Here is a 16,382-nt window from a genome sequence, read left to right as displayed (position 1 = left end):
TATGAAGCACAAAGCATTGCCGATGGCCTTGGCGGCAGCGTTCCTGGCAGGATGTACCCTCGCGCCGCACTATGAGCGGCCCGAGGCGCCGATCGCCACGACGTACCCCAACGGCCCGGCCTACAAGACGCCCGCAGGGGCGAACCAGAACGGCACCGCCAACGCCAATGCGGTGGCAGCCGCCGACCTGGGCTGGCGTGACTTCTTCACCGATCCTCGTCTGCAGAAGCTGATCGAGATCGCGTTGCAGAACAACCGCGATCTGCGTGTCTCGATGCTCAACATCGAAGCCGCGCGTGCGCAGTACCAGATCCAGCGCTCGGCGCTGCTGCCCTCGATCGGGGCGGCGGGGCAGGCGTCGGTGCAGCGCTCGCCGGCCGACCTGTCCGCGTCGGGGCGTGCGGGTATCAGCCGCAGCTATCAGGTGGGCGTGGGCTTCACGTCATACGAACTCGATCTGTTCGGCCGCATCCAGAGCCTGAAGGACCAGGCGTTGGAGACGTACCTCGCGACCGAGGACACGGCCAAGGCGGCGCACATCACGCTCGTCTCGGAAGTGGCGACGGCCTATCTGACGTGGCTTGCCGATCAGGAACTGCTGCGGCTCACGGCCGATACGCTCAAGAGCCAGCAATCGTCGTATGACCTGACCCGGCGCAGTTTCGACGTGGGTACGGTTTCCCGGCTGGACCTGCGCCAGGCGCAGACGCCGGTCGATACGGCGCGCGCGAATTTCGCGCAGTACACGCGCCAGGTCGCACAGGACGAAAATGCGCTCGCGCTGCTCATCGGCCAGCCGCTGCCGGCCGATCTGCCGCCGGGCCGTCCGCTCGACGGGCAGGGCCTGCTGGCCGATCTGCCTGCCGGGCTGCCGTCCGACCTGCTGCTGCGCCGTCCGGACGTGACGGCGGCCGAGCACACGCTCAAGGGCGCCAACGCCAATATTGGCGCAGCGCGTGCGGCGTTCTTCCCGTCGATCTCGCTCACGGCGAGTGCGGGCACGGCTAGCGCATCGCTGAGCAACCTGTTCAAGGGCGGGCAGGGGGCATGGTCGTTCGCACCGACCATCACGCTGCCGATCTTCGCGGGCGGGCAGAACATCGCCAACCTCGATCTGGCCAAGGTGCAAAAGCGCATCGAGATCGCCAACTACGAGAAGGCGATTCAGACGGCGTTTCGCGAGGTGTCCGACGGACTTGCCGCCCGCGGCACGCTCGACGACCAGATCGCGGCGCAGGAGTCGCTCGTCAAGGCGAGCGAGGAGAGCTACAAGCTCTCGGAGCTGCGTTACCGCAACGGCGTGGACAGCTACCTCAATGCGCTGGTCTCGCAACGCTCGCTGTACTCGGCGCAACAGACGCTGATCGCCACGCGCCTTGCTCGCTGGACCAACCTCGTCACGCTGTACAAGGCGCTCGGCGGCGGTTGGGAAGAGCGCACGGCGCCGGCGAACGCCGAGGCGGCGTCGGCGCCGGCCGCCGCTGCGTCGTGATCGTTGACGTGGGGCGGGCGAAGTACGAGAAGTGCGAGAGGTGCGCTAGTGCACGAGGTGCGCGGGCGGTGTGAGCCGCCCGTTCGCCCTCGCCGTGACGCAAATCTCGATCGTCCAAAAAAATCAAGACGCCCGGCCGAGCCCGGGCGTTTTGCATTCTCGCGCAGCAAAAGACCTTCGATCCTCTCGGTTCCCGAGAGGTTTAGATGCACGCTTCTACGCTCTCCCCTACCTCGTGCGGCGCTTCGTCGCTATCCTGATCGCGTTGTATTCGCAACACCTCGAGCGTCGCCGCGCGTGCTTTCCTGCACGCTTTCGCATGCTTTTCGATGCGTCGGCGAGGTGTCGCACGAGGCACATACAAGCTGACGGTTTTTCCAGGGAGAGACATCATGAGCGATCTGCAAGCCCGCTTCGACGAGGCGGTAGCTCAGTCGAAGACGCTGCCCGAGCGCCCCGACAATTTCACGCTGCTGCGCATTTACGCGCTCTACAAGCAAGGCACCGAGGGCGACGTGAGCGGTGCGCGCCCCGGCATGACCGACTTCGTCGGCCGCGCCAAGTACGACGCCTGGGAGATGCTCAAGGGGCAGCCCAAAGAGGAAGTGCAGCAGCGTTACATCGAGCTCATCAATTCGCTCAAGGGTTGAGAGGCGGGATCGGGCACCAGTGAGGAACGCGGTGACCGCGCCCTGTGGCAAGCCAGGACGGCGACTTCGGTCGCCGTTTTTCATGCCCGCTCGGTTGGCGCGTGCAGAAATCGTCGTGGCGACGAGGGGCTGCGGGCGGTGAGGGCATTGAGGGTACTGAAGACCTTCGGAGCGCTGCGTGCGGGAAGTGTGGTGGCTCATGGAGGGGTGGGTTTCGCGGTGTCGTCCGATTGGCGTGCGAGGGGCGGTGCGCGACGATGGACTCGTCATCAACGAGACGAGGAATCGCACCATGCAACAGGATCGACGACATCAGCAGCGCCGTGTAGACCGGCAGACCTTGCGCGACCGGCTCGGTGTGTGCCTGGGGGCGTTGGCCAAACGTCGGCGGCGCGCGCCGGCGCGAGACGCCGGGCACCGCCGGGCAGGCACGCCTTGGCCCGAGAGGCCACCGGTTGCCGCCATGGGGCAGTGCGAGCGTGCCAATGATCGATCCGCGCGATCAGGGCGACCGGGGCGATCGGGGCGATCAGGGCGATCAGGGCGGCTCGCACGCGGCGCAGCGTTACTTGAAGTCACGGTAACGCTGGGGGCGTTCATGGCCGGCGTCGAGGGCTTTTCCCGATGGCAAGCGGCGGGCGCGACGTCGCCGACGACACTGGCTTCGCGGTCACGCACGGGACCTCCCGGCGGGAGCGCAGCCATCGGCCCGGCACGCGCCGTACCGGTCGCCGGTGCACTGGCGCACGGCAGCGCGAGGCGCGCATGGTGAGCGTCATCCAAATGCTCGCCGGAAGCGCGCCCGTACTTGACGCGGCAGGCCGCAAGGCGGCGCCGCCGGCACGCGAAAACCCGGGCGGTCGCGCCTCGCCAAGGTTTCCCATGCCACCCGTGCCGGCCATGCCGCGCCGGCGGCGCACGGCAGGCTTCACGCTGCTGGAGTGCGTCGTTGCCATGCCGCTGGGGCTGTTGATCGTGATGGCCGCGACCGCGGTGTATCTCGCTGGGCTGCGATTCTGGCGCACGCAGGCCGAACGATACGATGTCAACGAACGTGCAGTGTTCGCGCTGACACAGCTCTCGCGTGCGGTGGCGATGGCGGGCTACCGGAACTGGGATCCGATCGAAGGTGGCGTTGCACCGCCGGAGGGCGGCAGACGGGAGTGGCCATCGATACGAGCGAGCGCGGAGTGCGCCGGCACGGTCGAAAACTGTCCTCGTCGCGGCTGGCAAGGCAGTTCGCTGCTCGAGGTGCAATACCACGGTGCGGGCTTCATCAAGGGCAACGGGGCGGTTCAGAATTGCGCCGGACATCGTGCCATCGGCATCGCCCGAACCAGCGAACGTCATCGCAGCCATTTCTATGTCGACAAGGGCGAGGACGGCGTCCCTTCGCTCTTTTGCCGTTATGGAGACGAGCGGACGTTGCCGCCGAGGTTGCATCCCGCGCAGGTGCTCGTGGGCGGGGTCGAAGCGATGTACGTCCGCCTGGGGTTTCGGTCGGGCGCGTCGGATGCTTTACGCTGGACGGACCCGGTCAAGAGCGCGCGCGGCAAGCCACCGGTCGCGCCGCGCGGCGAGGGCGGCTGGGAGAACGTGGCGGCGGTGGCGATATCGCTGGTCATGCGAGGCGCGCCGCGACGGGGCGGCAACGTGCGCGCCGTGCGCGTCGTGGAGGTCTTTGACGCGTCGTCCGGTGGTCGCACCTTCCGGCAGATGAACGGCGCCGGCGACGTGCATCTGCATGTATTCAACGTGGTGATCCCTCGTCGCAATGACGGCGGCATCGGCGAGGCGGCAGCATGGTTGGCATCTTCATGGTGATGTGGCTGGCGGCACTCATGGCGTTGGCGGCGTCGGGCATGCAGCATCGGCAGTTGGCAAATCGTTTCATGGCGTTCGCGAGCGATCGCGTGAAGGCCTTCGACGCGGCGGATCGAGCGCTGGCGCAAGCGCGTCATCGGCTCACCGACGGCCCGGAAGCGAGCGAGATTTCGCGAGTGCCGACCTTCCAGGCCGGGCCGAACGGCGTGCTGCCCGCACAGCAGCGCGACGCCGACTGGTCGAGGCACTGGCGGTCCCGATGGCAGACGGTCGATTGGGAGCGCGCCGACGCGGTCGTGCGGGTCCACAAGGCTCGTTACTTCATCGAGCGAATCGCGTTCACCGCATACGAGGCGGATGACGGCGCGCGTAACGTCCCCGTGCGCCGCTACCGGGTAAGTGCAATGGGTTGCGGCGACATGCCGGGCACACGCGTCTATCTCCAGGCGATCTATGAAGTTCGTCGCCGCCAGCCGCAGCGGCACGACGGTGCGGGGCCATCGTTTGCGCTGCGCCCGCTCAGTTGGCGAGAGGTGGTGTCGTGGGACGACAGCGCGGTCAAATCGTCGACAGGGACCGAGCATCGCGGGCGTTGCGATGACGCGTGAGCGGGCCGGCGAGGGCCAACGGTTCCGTGAGCGCGCGGCACGATCGGCGCGCGCATCGCAACGCCTTCAAGGGGCGCGCGGCCTCACGCTGCTCGAATGCGTCATCGTCGTACTCCTGCTGGCCATAGCGCTGCTGGCGGCGTCGCCTTCCATCGAGTCTGCGCGCCGTCGGGTGTCGGTGGACATCACCGCGCGCGCGTTGCTTGCATCCATGCAGGCCGCCCGTGCCGAGGCGCTCGGCAGGCACCAGCGCGTGGCGATGGCGCCGAACGACGGGCGAACGCTGAGCAGCGGATGGATGACGTTCGTCGACAGCAACCGCAACGATCGCCTCGACGCGGGCGAGCGACTGCTGGGACGATACGCGCCGCTGCCGCAGGGCGTCCAGATCGAAGCGCGATGGGGACTGTACGGAACGCCGGGACTAGCGTTTGCGGAGGATGGCTTTATCCGGACGGAACACCGCAACTGGGTGTCGGGCACTGTGCGGGTGACCGGGCACGGCCGGCGCATCTGTATCACGATCAATGCCTATGGCCGGCCGCGCATCGCCCGGCGTTGCGACCCCTAGTCCGGATGCTCGGATGCGCCGGGCGGCATGGCGTTACATCATGGGTGGTGTGCCGCCGCCATGGGTTTCGGCTCGGGGAGCGCGCGGACCGCCGGGCTGTTCCTCCGTGGCCTCATCCTGGGGTGTGCGCGCCGAGGACTTCGTCGATTCCTGCCATAGCTTGATGCCCTGCCAGGCCAGCACGCCCAGCCCGCCCCACTTCAGCGTCCGGCGTACCACGCGCCCGACGGGCGTATGCGAGAGGCCGGTGAGGGCCAGGGAGGCGACCGAGCTCACGAGCGGATAACGTTCGAGCAGCCCCCCGAGCTTCAGGCCGGAATTGGCGAGGCCGCTAATGCCCGAGAGCTTTGCAAAGCCACCTGGGAGCAGATAACGGATCCAGCGGAAATTGCGCAGGCGCTCGCGCGTGACGTGCGAGGCTTGAATCAACTCGGCGCGTTCGACGGCAATACGCGTGAGAACAAGCTCCTTGCGAATCGCAAGCAGTTCGTGACGTGAGCGTCGCGACGGCCGGGGGCGGCGGCGGCGATTCGATTCCAGCGGCACGGGCAGATCTCCTTCAGTCCGGACGCAGTGCGTCGCGGTCCTTTTCGAACTCGGCCAGTGTGGCCTCGAAGGGCATCGGAGCATCGCGCAGAATGTTGCGGGCGCGCAGGGCACACCACGCGGCGAGCAACAGATACACGACGAAGACGCCCGTCATGGCCTGCAGGCGGTAGGTGTCCCAGAAAATCACGATCACCAGCGCGGTCAGGGACACGAGGGCGAGCACGCCGAAGAGCATCGCGGTCAGACCGAGGAAAGCCACGCCCATCAGGCGTTCCTTTTCTTCGGTCAGTTCGATGCCGATGAGTTCGATGCGCGACTGCACGATCTCGAGCATCGCACCGGCAAGTCGCCGCAGCGAGGGCCGCGGCGGGTTCGTGCGAACATTGTCGGTCATGGGCGGGTCTTGAGCTGAGCTCGGGTGGCCGCCCGATCCGTCGCTCCGATCAGGCGGACGCCACCCCGGGCGGAGTGGGCGAAGACAGACTTACGCCGGCGCACGCTTACTTGCGATTGAGCAGCAAGCCGATCACCACGCCGATGCCGGCCGCAATGCCCACGGCCTGCCACGGGTGGTCGTGCACGTAGTCATCGGTGGCGCGAGCGGCTTGCTTGCTCTTTTCCACGACGACGACTTGCACGTCGGACGCTTTTTCCTTGGCTTGCTTGAGCAATGCCAGGGCCTTGTCGCTCAGTTCGGAGGCGCGCTCACCGGTCGTGTTGGCGGCTTGTTTGAGCAAATCTTCGGCGTCGGCCAAGACGGTTTTGATATCGGTCATGAACTTCTCCTTGTTGGTGTGCGATTGCGACATGGTCGTTACCCGTGTTCCTGGGGGAAGAGAATGCGAAGGGGAATGACTGTTATCGTAACCCTTTCGACGTGTCGTTGCCATAAAACAACACCGCGCCGAGGCTATATTTCCAATAATTATTTGCAACAAATTTTTTATTCGTTCTGGCTAAGCTTAGCATCCTTTAGTCTTTACCCACTCAGTTGAAGGATCTCAAGGAGACCGTAAATGACTCTGCGTTTGGGTGACATCGCTCCCGACTTCGAACAGGATTCGTCCGTCGGCAAGATCAAGTTTCACGAATTTCTCGGCGACAGCTGGGGTGTGCTGTTCTCGCACCCGGCCGACTATACGCCGGTGTGCACGACCGAACTGGGTCTGACCGCCAAACTCAAGGGCGAGTTCGAAAAACGTAACGTGAAGGCCATCGCACTGTCGGTCGACGACGTCGAGTCGCACAAGGGCTGGATCAACGACATCAACGAGACGCAGAATACCTCGGTCAACTTCCCGATTCTGGCCGACGGCGACCGCAAGGTTTCGCAGCTCTACGACATGATCCACCCGAACGCCAACGAGACGCTGACAGTGCGTTCGCTGTTCGTGATCGATCCGAAGAAGAAGGTGCGTCTGATCATCACGTATCCGGCCAGCACGGGCCGCAACTTCGACGAAGTGCTGCGCGTCATCGACTCGCTGCAACTGACCGACAACTACTCGGTGGCCACGCCGGGCAACTGGAAGGACGGCGACGATGTCGTGATCGTTCCGTCGCTCAAGGACGAGGCCGTGCTCAAGGAAAAATTCCCGAAGGGCTACAAGGCCGTGCGCCCGTATCTGCGTCTCACGCCGCAGCCGAACAAGTAATCCGGCGCAGCATCGCAGACGAGAAAGCCAGCGTGAAAACGCTGGCTTTTTGTTTGGTACGCGCCGTCGCCCGGGGGATTGACGGCCCGCGGAGTGCGGCCTGAGAAACGACGCGTACCAGACAAGTCGGCAGGGCTCGGCGCCGCGCGCGGCCTCGCATCATGCTGCCGATTGATGCGAGGCGTGCCGGGCAGACGTGACGGGCAGGCGGGCAATGCGCCGAGCCCGCCGTCCAACGCGAGACGGGCCTGTCAGAAAAATGCCTGAATGCCCGTTTGCGCGCGGCCCAGGATCAGCGCGTGGATGTCGTGCGTGCCCTCGTAGGTGTTGACCACTTCGAGGTTCACGAGATGACGCGCGATGCCGAACTCGTCCGAAATACCGTTGCCGCCCAGCATGTCGCGGGCCAGACGCGCGACATCCAGTGCCTTGCCGCACGAATTGCGCTTCATGATCGACGTGATTTCGACGGCCGCGGTGCCTTCGTCCTTCATGCGGCCCAGACGCAGGCAGCCTTGCAGGCCCAGCGTGATTTCGGTCTGCATGTCGGCGAGCTTCTTCTGAATGAGCTGGTTCGCCGCGAGCGGGCGGCCGAACTGATGACGGTCGAGTACGTACTGGCGCGCCGTGTGCCAGCAGAACTCGGCGGCGCCGAGCGCACCCCAGGCGATACCGTAGCGTGCGGAGTTCAGGCAGGTGAACGGACCTTTGAGGCCCGAGACGCCCGGCATCAGGTTGTCTTCCGGCACGAACACCTGGTCCATCACGATCTCGCCGGTGATCGACGCGCGCAGGCCCACCTTGCCGTGAATGGCGGGCGCCGACAGCCCCTTCCAACCCTTTTCCAGAATAAAGCCGCGGATTTTCTCTTCGCCGTCGTCGTCGGCGAGTTTGGCCCAGACGACGAACACGTCGGCGATCGGCGAGTTGGTAATCCACATCTTGCCGCCGGTCAGTTCATAGCCACCGGGGACTTTCCTGGCGCGCGTGGTCATGCCGGCCGGATCCGAGCCGTGGTTCGGCTCGGTCAGGCCGAAGCAGCCGATCCATTCGCCGCTGGCGAGTTTCGGCAGATATTTCTGCTTCTGCGCTTCGCTGCCGAATTCGTAGATCGGCACCATGACGAGCGACGACTGCACCGACATCATCGAACGGTAGCCCGAGTCCACGCGTTCGACTTCGCGGGCGATCAGACCGTAAGCGACATAGTTCAGGCCGGGGCCGCCGTACTGCTCGGGAATCGTCGGGCCGAGCAGGCCGATCTCGCCCATTTCGCGGAAGATCGCGGCGTCGGTGCGCTCATGGCGGAACGCTTCGAGCACGCGCGGCGCGAGCTTGTCGTTCGCGTAAGCGGCGGCGGCGTCGCGAATCATGCGCTCGTCGCTGGTGAGCTGCGCGTCGAGCAACAGCGGATCTTCCCAATTGAACTGTGCATTGCCTGCCATGACCTATCTCCTCCGATGTCCTCGAAAACTCACAACCACGCAGTGACGCGATCCGTGCCCGCCGGTTCCTGCCTTTCTACCGGCGCCCGAACGCTTGACGAAAGTTCCGCAATGCGGAACAATGTTCTGAAATCGAAGTTAGTTTAACACTAAACTTTTTTGCCCGGCAACGGCATTGTGGGCCTTGATGTGCGCGAGGTGCCGTGGTCGCCCCCTACGAACCGGAGAGCGCGATGGTTGTGGTCAAAACGTCCTTGTCTGCCTTTGCCGGTGCGCCGGCGCATGGTGTGCCGCCGTCGCACGACGAGCGCAAGTTCGTCACGGCGCTGGCGCGGGGCCTCGAGTTGTTGCGGGCGTTCGGCCCTGATGACACCTTGCTCGGCAATCGTGATTTTGCGGCGCGCACAGGGCTGCCCAAGGCGACCGTGAGCCGGCTCGCCTACACGCTCACCGAGCTTGGGTATTTGCGGTATGACGCCGAGTTGGGCAAGTACGCGCTCGATGCCGGGGTGCTCGCATTGGGCTATGCGTTTCTGAACGGCACGGACATGCTGACTTTGGCGCGTCCGCATATGCGGGCATTGGCCAAGGAGATGGGGTGCTCGATTTCGCTGGGATGCCGCGAGGGGATCGACATGATGTATCTCGAGACGATCCGCAGCGATGCCGCGCATCTCACGCTGGGGCTGACGGCGGGCTCGCGGCTGTCGATGCTGACGAGTTCGATGGGGCGCGTCTATCTCGCGGCGATGACACCGACCGAACGCGAGACGCTGCTCTCCGATCTGCATGACGCTTACGACGCGAATCCGGCGGTGCTGCGCAGCGTGGGATGGGACGCGTTGCAGGCGGGGGTGGACAGGGCGATCGAGTCGTACAGGCGAGAAGGGTGCTGCTATTCGTTTCGCGAGTGGCATGAAGGCGTGAATGCGGTCGCCGTGCCATTGCGGGACGTGCGCCAGAATCGATGGCTCGCGATCAGTTGCAGCGGACCGTCGTCGTCGATTCCCGACACGGTCTTTCGGGAGGAAATCGGGCCAAGACTCAAGCAGTTGGCGGCCCGGTTGAGCGGGCAGGCCTGAGGGGGGGCGACGCCCCGGCCCCTGGCTTGGCGCGGCGTCCGGGGCCGGGTCTGGGGCTGGCTGGCATCGCTACCCGGGCGTTGGCGAGCAATGCGCAGTGGCGTCGATCATTTCGATGCGCCGACGATCACCGCCACACGCGTCACAGCAACGTTCGCACGTGCCACAGCTCGGGGAACAGCACGACGTCGAGCATCTTGCGCAGGTACGGCGCGCCGTTGGTGCCGCCCGTCCCCTGCTTGAAGCCGATGATTCGCTCGACGGTGGTCACGTGGCGGAAGCGCCACTGGCGGAATGCATCCTCGAGATCGACCAGCTCTTCGGCCATCTCGTACAGCTCCCAATGTTGCGACGGGTTGCGATACACCTCCAGCCATGCGGCCTCCACCGTCTTGTCGTGCGGCGTCGGCTTCGTCCAGTCGCGCTCCAGACGCTCGGGCGCAATCGAGAACCCGCGGCGCGCCAGCAAACGAACCACCTCGTCATAGAACGACGGCGCATTCAACGCCGCCTCGACCTGACGGAACAGATCCGGGCGGTGCGCATGCGGCTTGAGCATCGCCGGATTCTTGTTGCCCAGCATGAACTCCAGAATGCGATATTGGTACGACTGGAACCCCGACGAGCTGCCCAGCGACGGCCGCATCGACGAATACTCCGACGGCGTCATGGTCGCCAGTACGCTCCACGCCTGCACCAACTGCTCCAGGATGCGCGAGACGCGGGCCAGCATCTTGAACGCCGGCGGCAGCTCGTCGTTGTGCACCGCCGTGCGCGCGGCCTGCAACTCGTACAGCGCCAGCTTCATCCACAACTCGCTCGTCTGATGCTGGATGATGAACAGCATCTCGTTGTGATCGGTGGAGCGCGGATGCTGCGCATTCAGAATCGGATCGAGCGACAGATAGTCGCCGTAGCTCATGCTCTTCGAGAAGTCGAGCTTGGCGTCATGCCACTGCGTGGCGTTGGCCGGCGCGTCCGAACGCGCGCCCGCCGCTCGCGTCGCGTCGCCTGCTTCCGACGCCGCCGCCGCCACCTCGCCGCCCTGATGCCCGAACGGGCATCCGCCCGCGATCGACTCGTCTCTCATGTCTGGCTTCGCGCCCTTATTGTCCCTGTTGTCCTTATTGTCCGGAGTGTGTGGACCCTGTAGACCGTGTGCCGAAGAGGATGTCTTGCGCATTGCCGAGAACCCCCGTTCAGGTCACCGCACCGCGACGATGAAACTCCGGCTTGTCCCACGCGCCGGTGCTCAGCACGTCGCGCAGAATTTCCACCGAGTCCCATACGTCGGCAAAGCTCGTGTACAACGGCGTCATGCCGAAGCGCATGATGCGCGGCTCGCGATAGTCCCCGATCACGCCGCGCGCAATCAACGCCTGAACCACCGCGAACCCTTCCGGATGCTCGAAGCTCACCTGCGAGCCGCGCGCCGCGTGCTCGCGCGGCGTCACCAGCGTCAACGGGAACTCGGCGCAACGCTCCTCCACCAGCTTGATGAACAGATCGGTCAGCGCGAGCGACTTGTGCCGCAGCGCTTGCATCGACGTCTGCGCAAAAATGTCCAGCCCGCACTGCACCAGCGACAACGACACGATCGGCTGAGTGCCGCACAGGTATCGCCCAATGCCATCGTCCGGCGTGTACTCGGGCGTCATCGCGAACGGCGTGCGATGCCCCCACCACCCAGAGAGCGGCTGCCAGAACGTGTCCTGGTGACGCTTGTGGACCCACACGAAAGCCGGCGCGCCCGGCCCGCCGTTCAGGTACTTGTAGGTGCAGCCCACCGCGTAGTCCGCGCCGGCGCCATTGAGGTCCACCGGCACGGCGCCCGCCGAGTGGCACAGATCCCACACCGCCAACGCGCCCGCCGCATGGATCTGCGCGGTGCGCGCCGCCATGTCGTACATCGCGCCGGTACGATAGTTCACGTGCGTGAGCAACACCACGGCCACGTCCTCGCCGAGCGCGCTCGGCAATTCCTCCGGCGAGTCGATCAGACGCAGCGAATAGCCGTCGTCCAGCAGGCGCGTGAGACCCTGCACGATGTACAGATCGGTCGGGAAGTTGCTGCGCTCGGAGACCACCACCTTGCGATTCGGAGCCCGCGAGCGCTGCGCGTCGAGGGCCGCGGCCATCACCTTGAAGAGATTGCTCGACGTGGTGTCCGTGACCACGACCTCGCCCTTGCCGGCGCCGATGATCGGCGCGAGCGCGTCGCCAAGGGTGCGCGGCAGCGTGAACCAGTCGGCATCGTTCCAACTGCGGATGAGCCCCTGGCCCCACTCGGCGGCGATCACCTCCTGCGCGCGCTTGAGCGACGCTATCGGACGCGCGCCCAGGGAGTTGCCGTCGAGATAGATCACGCCCGGCGGCAGGTCGAATTGCGCCCGCAGCGGGGCGAGCGGATCGGCCGCGTCGAGGGCCAGACAATCGTTGCGAGAAGACGTCATGGTTTGCGTTGTAGCGTGAAAAGCAATACGAAAAATACGAAACAGAATCGAAAAAACGGCAAGCGTGCCGGCCGACCGTGCGCGCCAGGCGCCCCCTGCTGCGCCGTCAAAGCGCGCGCAGCACCGCCCGCACCGGACTGGCGTCGAGCCGCATGAACTTGAGCGGCAGCGCGATGAGTTCGTAATCGGCCGGTGCGATCTCGTCGAGCACCAGCCCCTCCAGAATCGCCATGCGGTGCGCACGAATGCGATGGTGAGCGTCCATCGTCTTGCTTTCCTGCGGATCGAGCGACGGCGTGTCGATGCCCACCAGCGTCACGCCGTGCGAGGCCAGCAGGTCGATGGTCTGCGGTGCCACCGCGCAGAACCCGCTATCCCAGCGAGCAAGCGGTGCACGCTCATATGTGCGCAGCAACACGCGCGGCGGAACGCCGGACAGATGCGGCGCGACCATCTCGGGCGTCACGACCGGCGAGGCGCCCAGACAATGAATGACGCGGCACGGCCCCAGATACGTCTCGAGCGCGACATCGCCAATGCACGCGCCATCGTCGTCGTAGTGACGCGGCGCATCGGCATGCGCGCCCGTATGCGGCGAGAGCGTGATACGGCCCACGTTGACGGGACAGCCCGGGCCGATCTGCCACACGGCTTCCTCCGAGAACGGCGTGTCACCCGGCCAGACAGGCGTGTCGCTCGACAGCGGGGCGCTGATGTCCCAGATGCGGCGCTCGTCGCGCGCTTGTGCAAACGCTTTATGGGGTGCGGTCATGAAGAGGCGCAAATGCGTGAATCGATATGCGCATCTTAGAAGAATTCGCGTGGCAAGTGCTTGCGTATTCGCGGGCCGGGATGCGCGAAATTGAAATCGACGTGTGAATTCTTCGAATTTGTTGAAGGAAAATTCGACGACATGGCAAAGTCATCGAATTTTTGACGATTTGCCGCGCCCGACTCGGCGGAAATTGGGAAGCGCCGGCCAACGGTTCGGAACGTGCCTATTTCCGGTTTTGCGTTCCGTGCGCCGAGCCTTCCACCATCTCGTCGATCAGGCTGCGCAGCGTCGCCTTGAGCAGCGACGACTGCTCGGCGCCAAAGCGCGCCAGGATGCCGGCTTCATGGCGTCGCGCACTGGCGAGCAGCGGCGCCACTCGCGCCTGCCCCGCCTCGGTCAGCGAGACGAGCGACTGGCGCCGGTCCGTTGCGCTTTCGCCGCGCACCACGTCGCCCGCCGCTTCGAGCCGGTCCACGACCTTGGTGAGCGTCGGTTGCTTGGCGAGCACGATGGCCGCCAACTGATTGATGGTGCGCGCCCGCCCGTCGGACAGCGTCGCGAGCACGCGCCACTCGGAAACGCCGAGCCCTGCGGCCGCCACTTCGCGATGGAACTCGTCGGATACCAAGGTGCTGGCTCGCGCGAGCAGATACGCGAGATAGTCGTCGACGAAAGGCGCGGCGGCGGGCATGGCGGGCATCTACCGAAGGCTTAGCCGAGCGATTGCGGCTTGTGGAAACCGCCCGAATGGAAGATCAGCGGCATGCGCTCGGCCGCTTCCGCGTGAATGCCGCAACGCTCGACTTCGCCCACGAAGATGACATGGTCGCCTTCATCGTAACGGCTGCGGTTATGGCACTCGAACCACGCCAGCGCACCATCGAGCACCGGCGTGCCGGAAGCGCTGAGCGTATACGGCACGCCCGCGAAACGGTCGCCCTTCATCGTGGCGAAGCGCTTGCAGATGTCGAGCTGATCCGCGGCGAGCACGTTCACCACGTAATGCGAGTTCTCGCGAAACACGGGCATGCTGCCCGCACGCGTGGCCAGACTCCACAGAATGAGCGGCGGCGTGAGCGAGACGGAATTGAATGAACTGGCCGTGATGCCGATGAGCGAGCCGCCGTCGGCGCGCGTCGTAATGACCGTGACCCCGGTGGCGAACTGGCCGAGTGCATGGCGAAAAGCTGCGCTGTCGAAGTCTGGCGCTGCGGCGTGTTTGGCGTTCACTGTCCCTGCACTCCCGTCCGGCAAATTTGATCGGGTTGATTTGTATGAATATTCATATACTATGGCACGAACAACAGATCGACAAGACGCGTGACGGCCGACGGTGTGCCACGGGGCAAGGCCCCTGGCTGGCGGAAAGGTCAGACGTTCAGGAGACGATATGCTGATCGAGCGAATCGAGCATAAGTGGATCGACGTATTTGCCGAGACCTTGCGGCGCTGCGACATACAACCCGGTGATGTGGTGGCGATTGTAGCCGAAACGCAATCCCGGCCTGTCAACGTGGAATTAGCGCAGCTTGCCGCCGAATCGCTCGGCGCGCGGCCATTCCGGCTGGTCGTGCCGAGCCCGCGCGTGAGTGCGCCGGTGCCTGTGCGCTCGACCGGTGCGAGCGACGCGCTGGGCCGGTCGGCCCCCGTCGTCGCGGCGCTCAAGGCCGCCACCCTCGTGGTCGACTGTACGGTCGAAGGCCTGCTGCACGCCCCCGAACTGCCTGAAATTCTCGGCGGCGGGGCGCGCGTGCTGATGGTCTCGAACGAACACCCCGAAATTCTGGAGCGCTGCGCCACCGATCCCGCCCTGGAGCCCAAGGTGCGCGCCGCGATCAAGCGATTGCGCAGTGCCGCACAGATGCACGTGAGCTCGGCGGCCGGCACCGACCTGCGTATCTCCTTGCGCGACGCACGCGTGGGCGGCGTCTGGGGCTGGTGCGCGAAGCCCGGTCAGGTGGCGCATTGGCCGGGCGGCCTCGCGCTGGCGTTCCCCGCCGCCCATAGCGTGAGCGGCCAGCTCGTGCTCGCGCCCGGCGACATCAATCTCACTTTCAAGCAGTACGTGCGCGATCGCATCGCGCTCACCATCGAAGACGACTACGTTGTGGCGATCGACGGCCAGGGCGTGGACGTCGAGCTCATGCGCGAGTATTTCGCCGCCTGGGGCGACCGCGAGGCCTACGCGGTCTCGCACGTCGGCTTCGGGCTCAATCAGCGCGCGCGCTGGGACGCGCTCGCCTGCTACGACAAGCGCGACTGCAATGGCACCGAGCAGCGCGCCTTCGCGGGCAACTTCCTGTACTCGACGGGCGCCAACGAAGTGGCGGGCCGCCACACGCTCGGGCATTTCGACCTTCCGTTGCGCGGCTGCACGGTCGCGCTGGACGGCGACGCGGTGGTGCGCGACGGTCGGCTTCAAGGCGAGTTCGCGTGATGGCGTCTCCCGTACCTGCGTGCCGCATTGCGGGGGAGGGGCCGCTCACGCTCGTGCTGCTGCACGGCATCGGCGGCAACCGCTGCGTGTGGCCGGCGCAGTTCGACGCCTTTGCCGCGGCCGGCCACCGCGTTGCCGCATGGGACATGCCAGGCTACGGCGAGAGCGCCATGCCGGCCGAACCGACGATGGCGGCGCTGGCCGACAGCCTGCGTGCGCTGCTCGATGCGCTTGGCAAGTCCGACGGGCGCCGCGCGTCGCCGGCGCGCTTCGTGCTCGTCGGCCACAGCATGGGCGGCATGGTCGCGCAGGAGCTCATGGCGCGCGGCGAACCCTTCACGCGCGACATCGCGGCACTCGTGCTGTGCGGCACCTCGCCCGCCTTCGGCAAGCCGGACGGCGACTTCCAGCGTGAATTCGTGCGCCAGCGCACTGCGCCGCTCGACGCGGGCAAGACACTTCGCGAGATGGCGCAAGCCATCGTGCCGGGCATGCTGGGCGAGCCGGACGAGCCGGACGAGCCGGACGACGACGCGCGTGGGCACGCGCATGCGATTGCCGTCGAGGCGATGGGTGCGCTCACGCCGCACGCGTATCGCGCGGCGCTCCATGCGCTCGTCGGCTTCGATCAACGTGCGGCGCTCGCGCGCCTGGCCGTACCGGTGCTGTTGATTGCAGGCGAACACGACAAGAACGCGCCGCCGAAGGTGATGGCGCGCATGGCCGAAGCGATTCCCGATGCGCGCTACGTATGCCTGGCGGGTGCGGGCCATCTCATGAATCTGACGCACCCGGGCGCATTCAACGCCGAGGTGCGCGCTTTTCTCGCAACACTCTAGGA

18 protein-coding genes are annotated in these 16,382 nt (G+C 65.7%); 9 read left to right on the top strand and 9 right to left on the bottom strand.

Annotated features, from left to right (window positions below):
* Nucleotide 1 precedes the first annotated feature (1 nt).
* The 5 genes from adeC to PNO31109_RS19020 all read left to right on the top strand — a co-directional run bounded on the left by adeC (nucleotide 2) and on the right by PNO31109_RS19020 (nucleotide 5,145).
* The gene (gene adeC, locus PNO31109_RS19040) at nucleotides 2-1,492 is read left to right on the top strand and encodes an AdeC/AdeK/OprM family multidrug efflux complex outer membrane factor (RefSeq protein WP_150557018.1); all 1,491 of its coding nucleotides are present in this window, start codon (nucleotides 2-4) and stop codon (nucleotides 1,490-1,492) included.
* Between the two features lie 392 nt (nucleotides 1,493-1,884).
* A complete protein-coding gene (locus tag PNO31109_RS19035; protein WP_150557017.1) occupies nucleotides 1,885-2,142 on the top strand; it encodes an acyl-CoA-binding protein in 258 nt (85 codons plus the stop codon).
* 882 nt (nucleotides 2,143-3,024) lie between these two features.
* Nucleotides 3,025-3,966 carry a PilW family protein gene (locus PNO31109_RS19030; RefSeq protein ID WP_174966473.1) on the top strand — a complete coding sequence of 314 codons (942 nt, stop codon included), beginning with the start codon at nucleotides 3,025-3,027 and terminating at the stop codon, nucleotides 3,964-3,966.
* Entirely contained in the window at nucleotides 3,945-4,574 is a 630-nt protein-coding gene (locus PNO31109_RS19025; RefSeq protein WP_150557015.1) for a pilus assembly PilX family protein, read from the top strand. The genes PNO31109_RS19030 and PNO31109_RS19025 overlap by 22 nt, the downstream gene beginning before the upstream one ends.
* Nucleotides 4,564-5,145, top strand: a complete 582-nt coding sequence (locus PNO31109_RS19020) for a GspH/FimT family protein (RefSeq protein ID WP_174966472.1) — start codon at nucleotides 4,564-4,566, stop codon at nucleotides 5,143-5,145. The genes PNO31109_RS19025 and PNO31109_RS19020 overlap by 11 nt, the downstream gene beginning before the upstream one ends.
* 33 nt (nucleotides 5,146-5,178) lie before the next feature.
* On the opposite strand, the gene PNO31109_RS19015 is transcribed toward PNO31109_RS19020, so the two are convergent.
* The 3 genes from PNO31109_RS19015 to PNO31109_RS19005 form a co-directional block, all read right to left on the bottom strand.
* Complete coding sequence (locus PNO31109_RS19015) at nucleotides 5,179-5,691, bottom strand: DUF3318 domain-containing protein (RefSeq protein WP_174966471.1); 513 nt, start codon at nucleotides 5,689-5,691, stop codon at nucleotides 5,179-5,181.
* A gap of 13 nt (nucleotides 5,692-5,704) precedes the next feature.
* Nucleotides 5,705-6,088: a phage holin family protein gene (locus PNO31109_RS19010; RefSeq protein WP_150557012.1), complete on the bottom strand. Its 384-nt coding sequence runs from the start codon at nucleotides 6,086-6,088 to the stop codon at nucleotides 5,705-5,707.
* Between the two features lie 106 nt (nucleotides 6,089-6,194).
* Complete coding sequence (locus PNO31109_RS19005; RefSeq protein WP_150557011.1) at nucleotides 6,195-6,503, bottom strand: ElaB/YgaM/YqjD family protein; 309 nt, start codon at nucleotides 6,501-6,503, stop codon at nucleotides 6,195-6,197.
* Between the two features lie 207 nt (nucleotides 6,504-6,710).
* Here PNO31109_RS19005 and PNO31109_RS19000 point away from each other — a divergent pair, with 207 nt between their 5' ends.
* Nucleotides 6,711-7,349 carry a peroxiredoxin gene (locus PNO31109_RS19000; RefSeq protein WP_150557010.1) on the top strand — a complete coding sequence of 213 codons (639 nt, stop codon included), beginning with the start codon at nucleotides 6,711-6,713 and terminating at the stop codon, nucleotides 7,347-7,349.
* A 251-nt stretch (nucleotides 7,350-7,600) separates the two neighbouring features.
* Here the strand turns inward: PNO31109_RS19000 and PNO31109_RS18995 are convergent, their stop codons facing one another.
* The gene (locus PNO31109_RS18995; protein ID WP_150557009.1) at nucleotides 7,601-8,794 is read right to left on the bottom strand and encodes an acyl-CoA dehydrogenase; all 1,194 of its coding nucleotides are present in this window, start codon (nucleotides 8,792-8,794) and stop codon (nucleotides 7,601-7,603) included.
* 233 nt (nucleotides 8,795-9,027) lie between these two features.
* On the opposite strand from PNO31109_RS18995, the gene PNO31109_RS18990 reads away from it, so the two are divergent.
* Complete coding sequence (locus tag PNO31109_RS18990) at nucleotides 9,028-9,876, top strand: IclR family transcriptional regulator (RefSeq protein ID WP_241014005.1); 849 nt, start codon at nucleotides 9,028-9,030, stop codon at nucleotides 9,874-9,876.
* Between the two features lie 142 nt (nucleotides 9,877-10,018).
* On the opposite strand, the gene kynA is transcribed toward PNO31109_RS18990, so the two are convergent.
* The 5 genes from kynA to PNO31109_RS18965 form a co-directional block, all read right to left on the bottom strand.
* Nucleotides 10,019-10,966, bottom strand: coding sequence for a tryptophan 2,3-dioxygenase (gene kynA, locus PNO31109_RS18985; protein ID WP_150557008.1), 948 nt, complete (start codon nucleotides 10,964-10,966; stop codon nucleotides 10,019-10,021).
* Between the two features lie 109 nt (nucleotides 10,967-11,075).
* Nucleotides 11,076-12,329, bottom strand: a complete 1,254-nt coding sequence (gene kynU, locus PNO31109_RS18980; protein WP_150557007.1) for a kynureninase — start codon at nucleotides 12,327-12,329, stop codon at nucleotides 11,076-11,078.
* 106 nt (nucleotides 12,330-12,435) lie between these two features.
* A complete protein-coding gene (gene kynB, locus PNO31109_RS18975) occupies nucleotides 12,436-13,101 on the bottom strand; it encodes an arylformamidase (RefSeq protein ID WP_150557006.1) in 666 nt (221 codons plus the stop codon).
* A 226-nt stretch (nucleotides 13,102-13,327) separates the two neighbouring features.
* The gene (locus tag PNO31109_RS18970) at nucleotides 13,328-13,804 is read right to left on the bottom strand and encodes a MarR family winged helix-turn-helix transcriptional regulator (RefSeq protein WP_150557005.1); all 477 of its coding nucleotides are present in this window, start codon (nucleotides 13,802-13,804) and stop codon (nucleotides 13,328-13,330) included.
* Between the two features lie 11 nt (nucleotides 13,805-13,815).
* Nucleotides 13,816-14,334 carry a flavin reductase family protein gene (locus tag PNO31109_RS18965; RefSeq protein WP_150557004.1) on the bottom strand — a complete coding sequence of 173 codons (519 nt, stop codon included), beginning with the start codon at nucleotides 14,332-14,334 and terminating at the stop codon, nucleotides 13,816-13,818.
* Nucleotides 14,335-14,494: 160 nt separating this feature from the next.
* Here PNO31109_RS18965 and PNO31109_RS18960 point away from each other — a divergent pair, with 160 nt between their 5' ends.
* The gene (locus tag PNO31109_RS18960) at nucleotides 14,495-15,541 is read left to right on the top strand and encodes a 2,5-dihydroxypyridine 5,6-dioxygenase NicX family protein (protein WP_150557003.1); all 1,047 of its coding nucleotides are present in this window, start codon (nucleotides 14,495-14,497) and stop codon (nucleotides 15,539-15,541) included.
* On the top strand, nucleotides 15,541-16,380 hold the full coding sequence (locus PNO31109_RS18955) for an alpha/beta fold hydrolase (protein ID WP_150557002.1): 840 nt from the start codon (nucleotides 15,541-15,543) through the stop codon (nucleotides 16,378-16,380). The genes PNO31109_RS18960 and PNO31109_RS18955 overlap by 1 nt, the downstream gene beginning before the upstream one ends.
* The last annotated feature ends 2 nt before the right edge of the window (nucleotides 16,381-16,382 follow it).

Source organism: Pandoraea nosoerga, assembly GCF_902459585.1.
In the GTDB taxonomy this organism is placed as follows: Bacteria; Pseudomonadota; Gammaproteobacteria; order Burkholderiales; family Burkholderiaceae; genus Pandoraea; species Pandoraea nosoerga.
The sequence above is the reverse complement of the archived record's forward strand: the minus strand, read 5'-3'. Positions and strand labels throughout refer to the sequence as shown.

Bases quoted from the DNA above. Each gene is read 5' to 3' on its own strand.
- adeC (WP_150557018.1), top strand. From the start codon at position 2: ATGAAGCACAAAGCATTGCCGATGGCCTTGGCGGCAGCGTTCCTGGCA.
- PNO31109_RS19035 (WP_150557017.1), top strand. From the start codon at position 1,885: ATGAGCGATCTGCAAGCCCGCTTCGACGAGGCGGTAGCTCAGTCGAAG.
- PNO31109_RS19030 (WP_174966473.1), top strand. From the start codon at position 3,025: ATGCCACCCGTGCCGGCCATGCCGCGCCGGCGGCGCACGGCAGGCTTC.
- PNO31109_RS19025 (WP_150557015.1), top strand. From the start codon at position 3,945: ATGGTTGGCATCTTCATGGTGATGTGGCTGGCGGCACTCATGGCGTTG.
- PNO31109_RS19020 (WP_174966472.1), top strand. From the start codon at position 4,564: ATGACGCGTGAGCGGGCCGGCGAGGGCCAACGGTTCCGTGAGCGCGCG.
- PNO31109_RS19010 (WP_150557012.1), bottom strand. From the start codon at position 6,088: ATGACCGACAATGTTCGCACGAACCCGCCGCGGCCCTCGCTGCGGCGA.
- PNO31109_RS19005 (WP_150557011.1), bottom strand. From the start codon at position 6,503: ATGTCGCAATCGCACACCAACAAGGAGAAGTTCATGACCGATATCAAA.
- PNO31109_RS19000 (WP_150557010.1), top strand. From the start codon at position 6,711: ATGACTCTGCGTTTGGGTGACATCGCTCCCGACTTCGAACAGGATTCG.
- PNO31109_RS18995 (WP_150557009.1), bottom strand. From the start codon at position 8,794: ATGGCAGGCAATGCACAGTTCAATTGGGAAGATCCGCTGTTGCTCGAC.
- PNO31109_RS18990 (WP_241014005.1), top strand. From the start codon at position 9,028: ATGGTTGTGGTCAAAACGTCCTTGTCTGCCTTTGCCGGTGCGCCGGCG.
- kynA (WP_150557008.1), bottom strand. From the start codon at position 10,966: ATGAGAGACGAGTCGATCGCGGGCGGATGCCCGTTCGGGCATCAGGGC.
- kynU (WP_150557007.1), bottom strand. From the start codon at position 12,329: ATGACGTCTTCTCGCAACGATTGTCTGGCCCTCGACGCGGCCGATCCG.
- kynB (WP_150557006.1), bottom strand. From the start codon at position 13,101: ATGACCGCACCCCATAAAGCGTTTGCACAAGCGCGCGACGAGCGCCGC.
- PNO31109_RS18970 (WP_150557005.1), bottom strand. From the start codon at position 13,804: ATGCCCGCCATGCCCGCCGCCGCGCCTTTCGTCGACGACTATCTCGCG.
- PNO31109_RS18960 (WP_150557003.1), top strand. From the start codon at position 14,495: ATGCTGATCGAGCGAATCGAGCATAAGTGGATCGACGTATTTGCCGAG.
- PNO31109_RS18955 (WP_150557002.1), top strand. From the start codon at position 15,541: ATGGCGTCTCCCGTACCTGCGTGCCGCATTGCGGGGGAGGGGCCGCTC.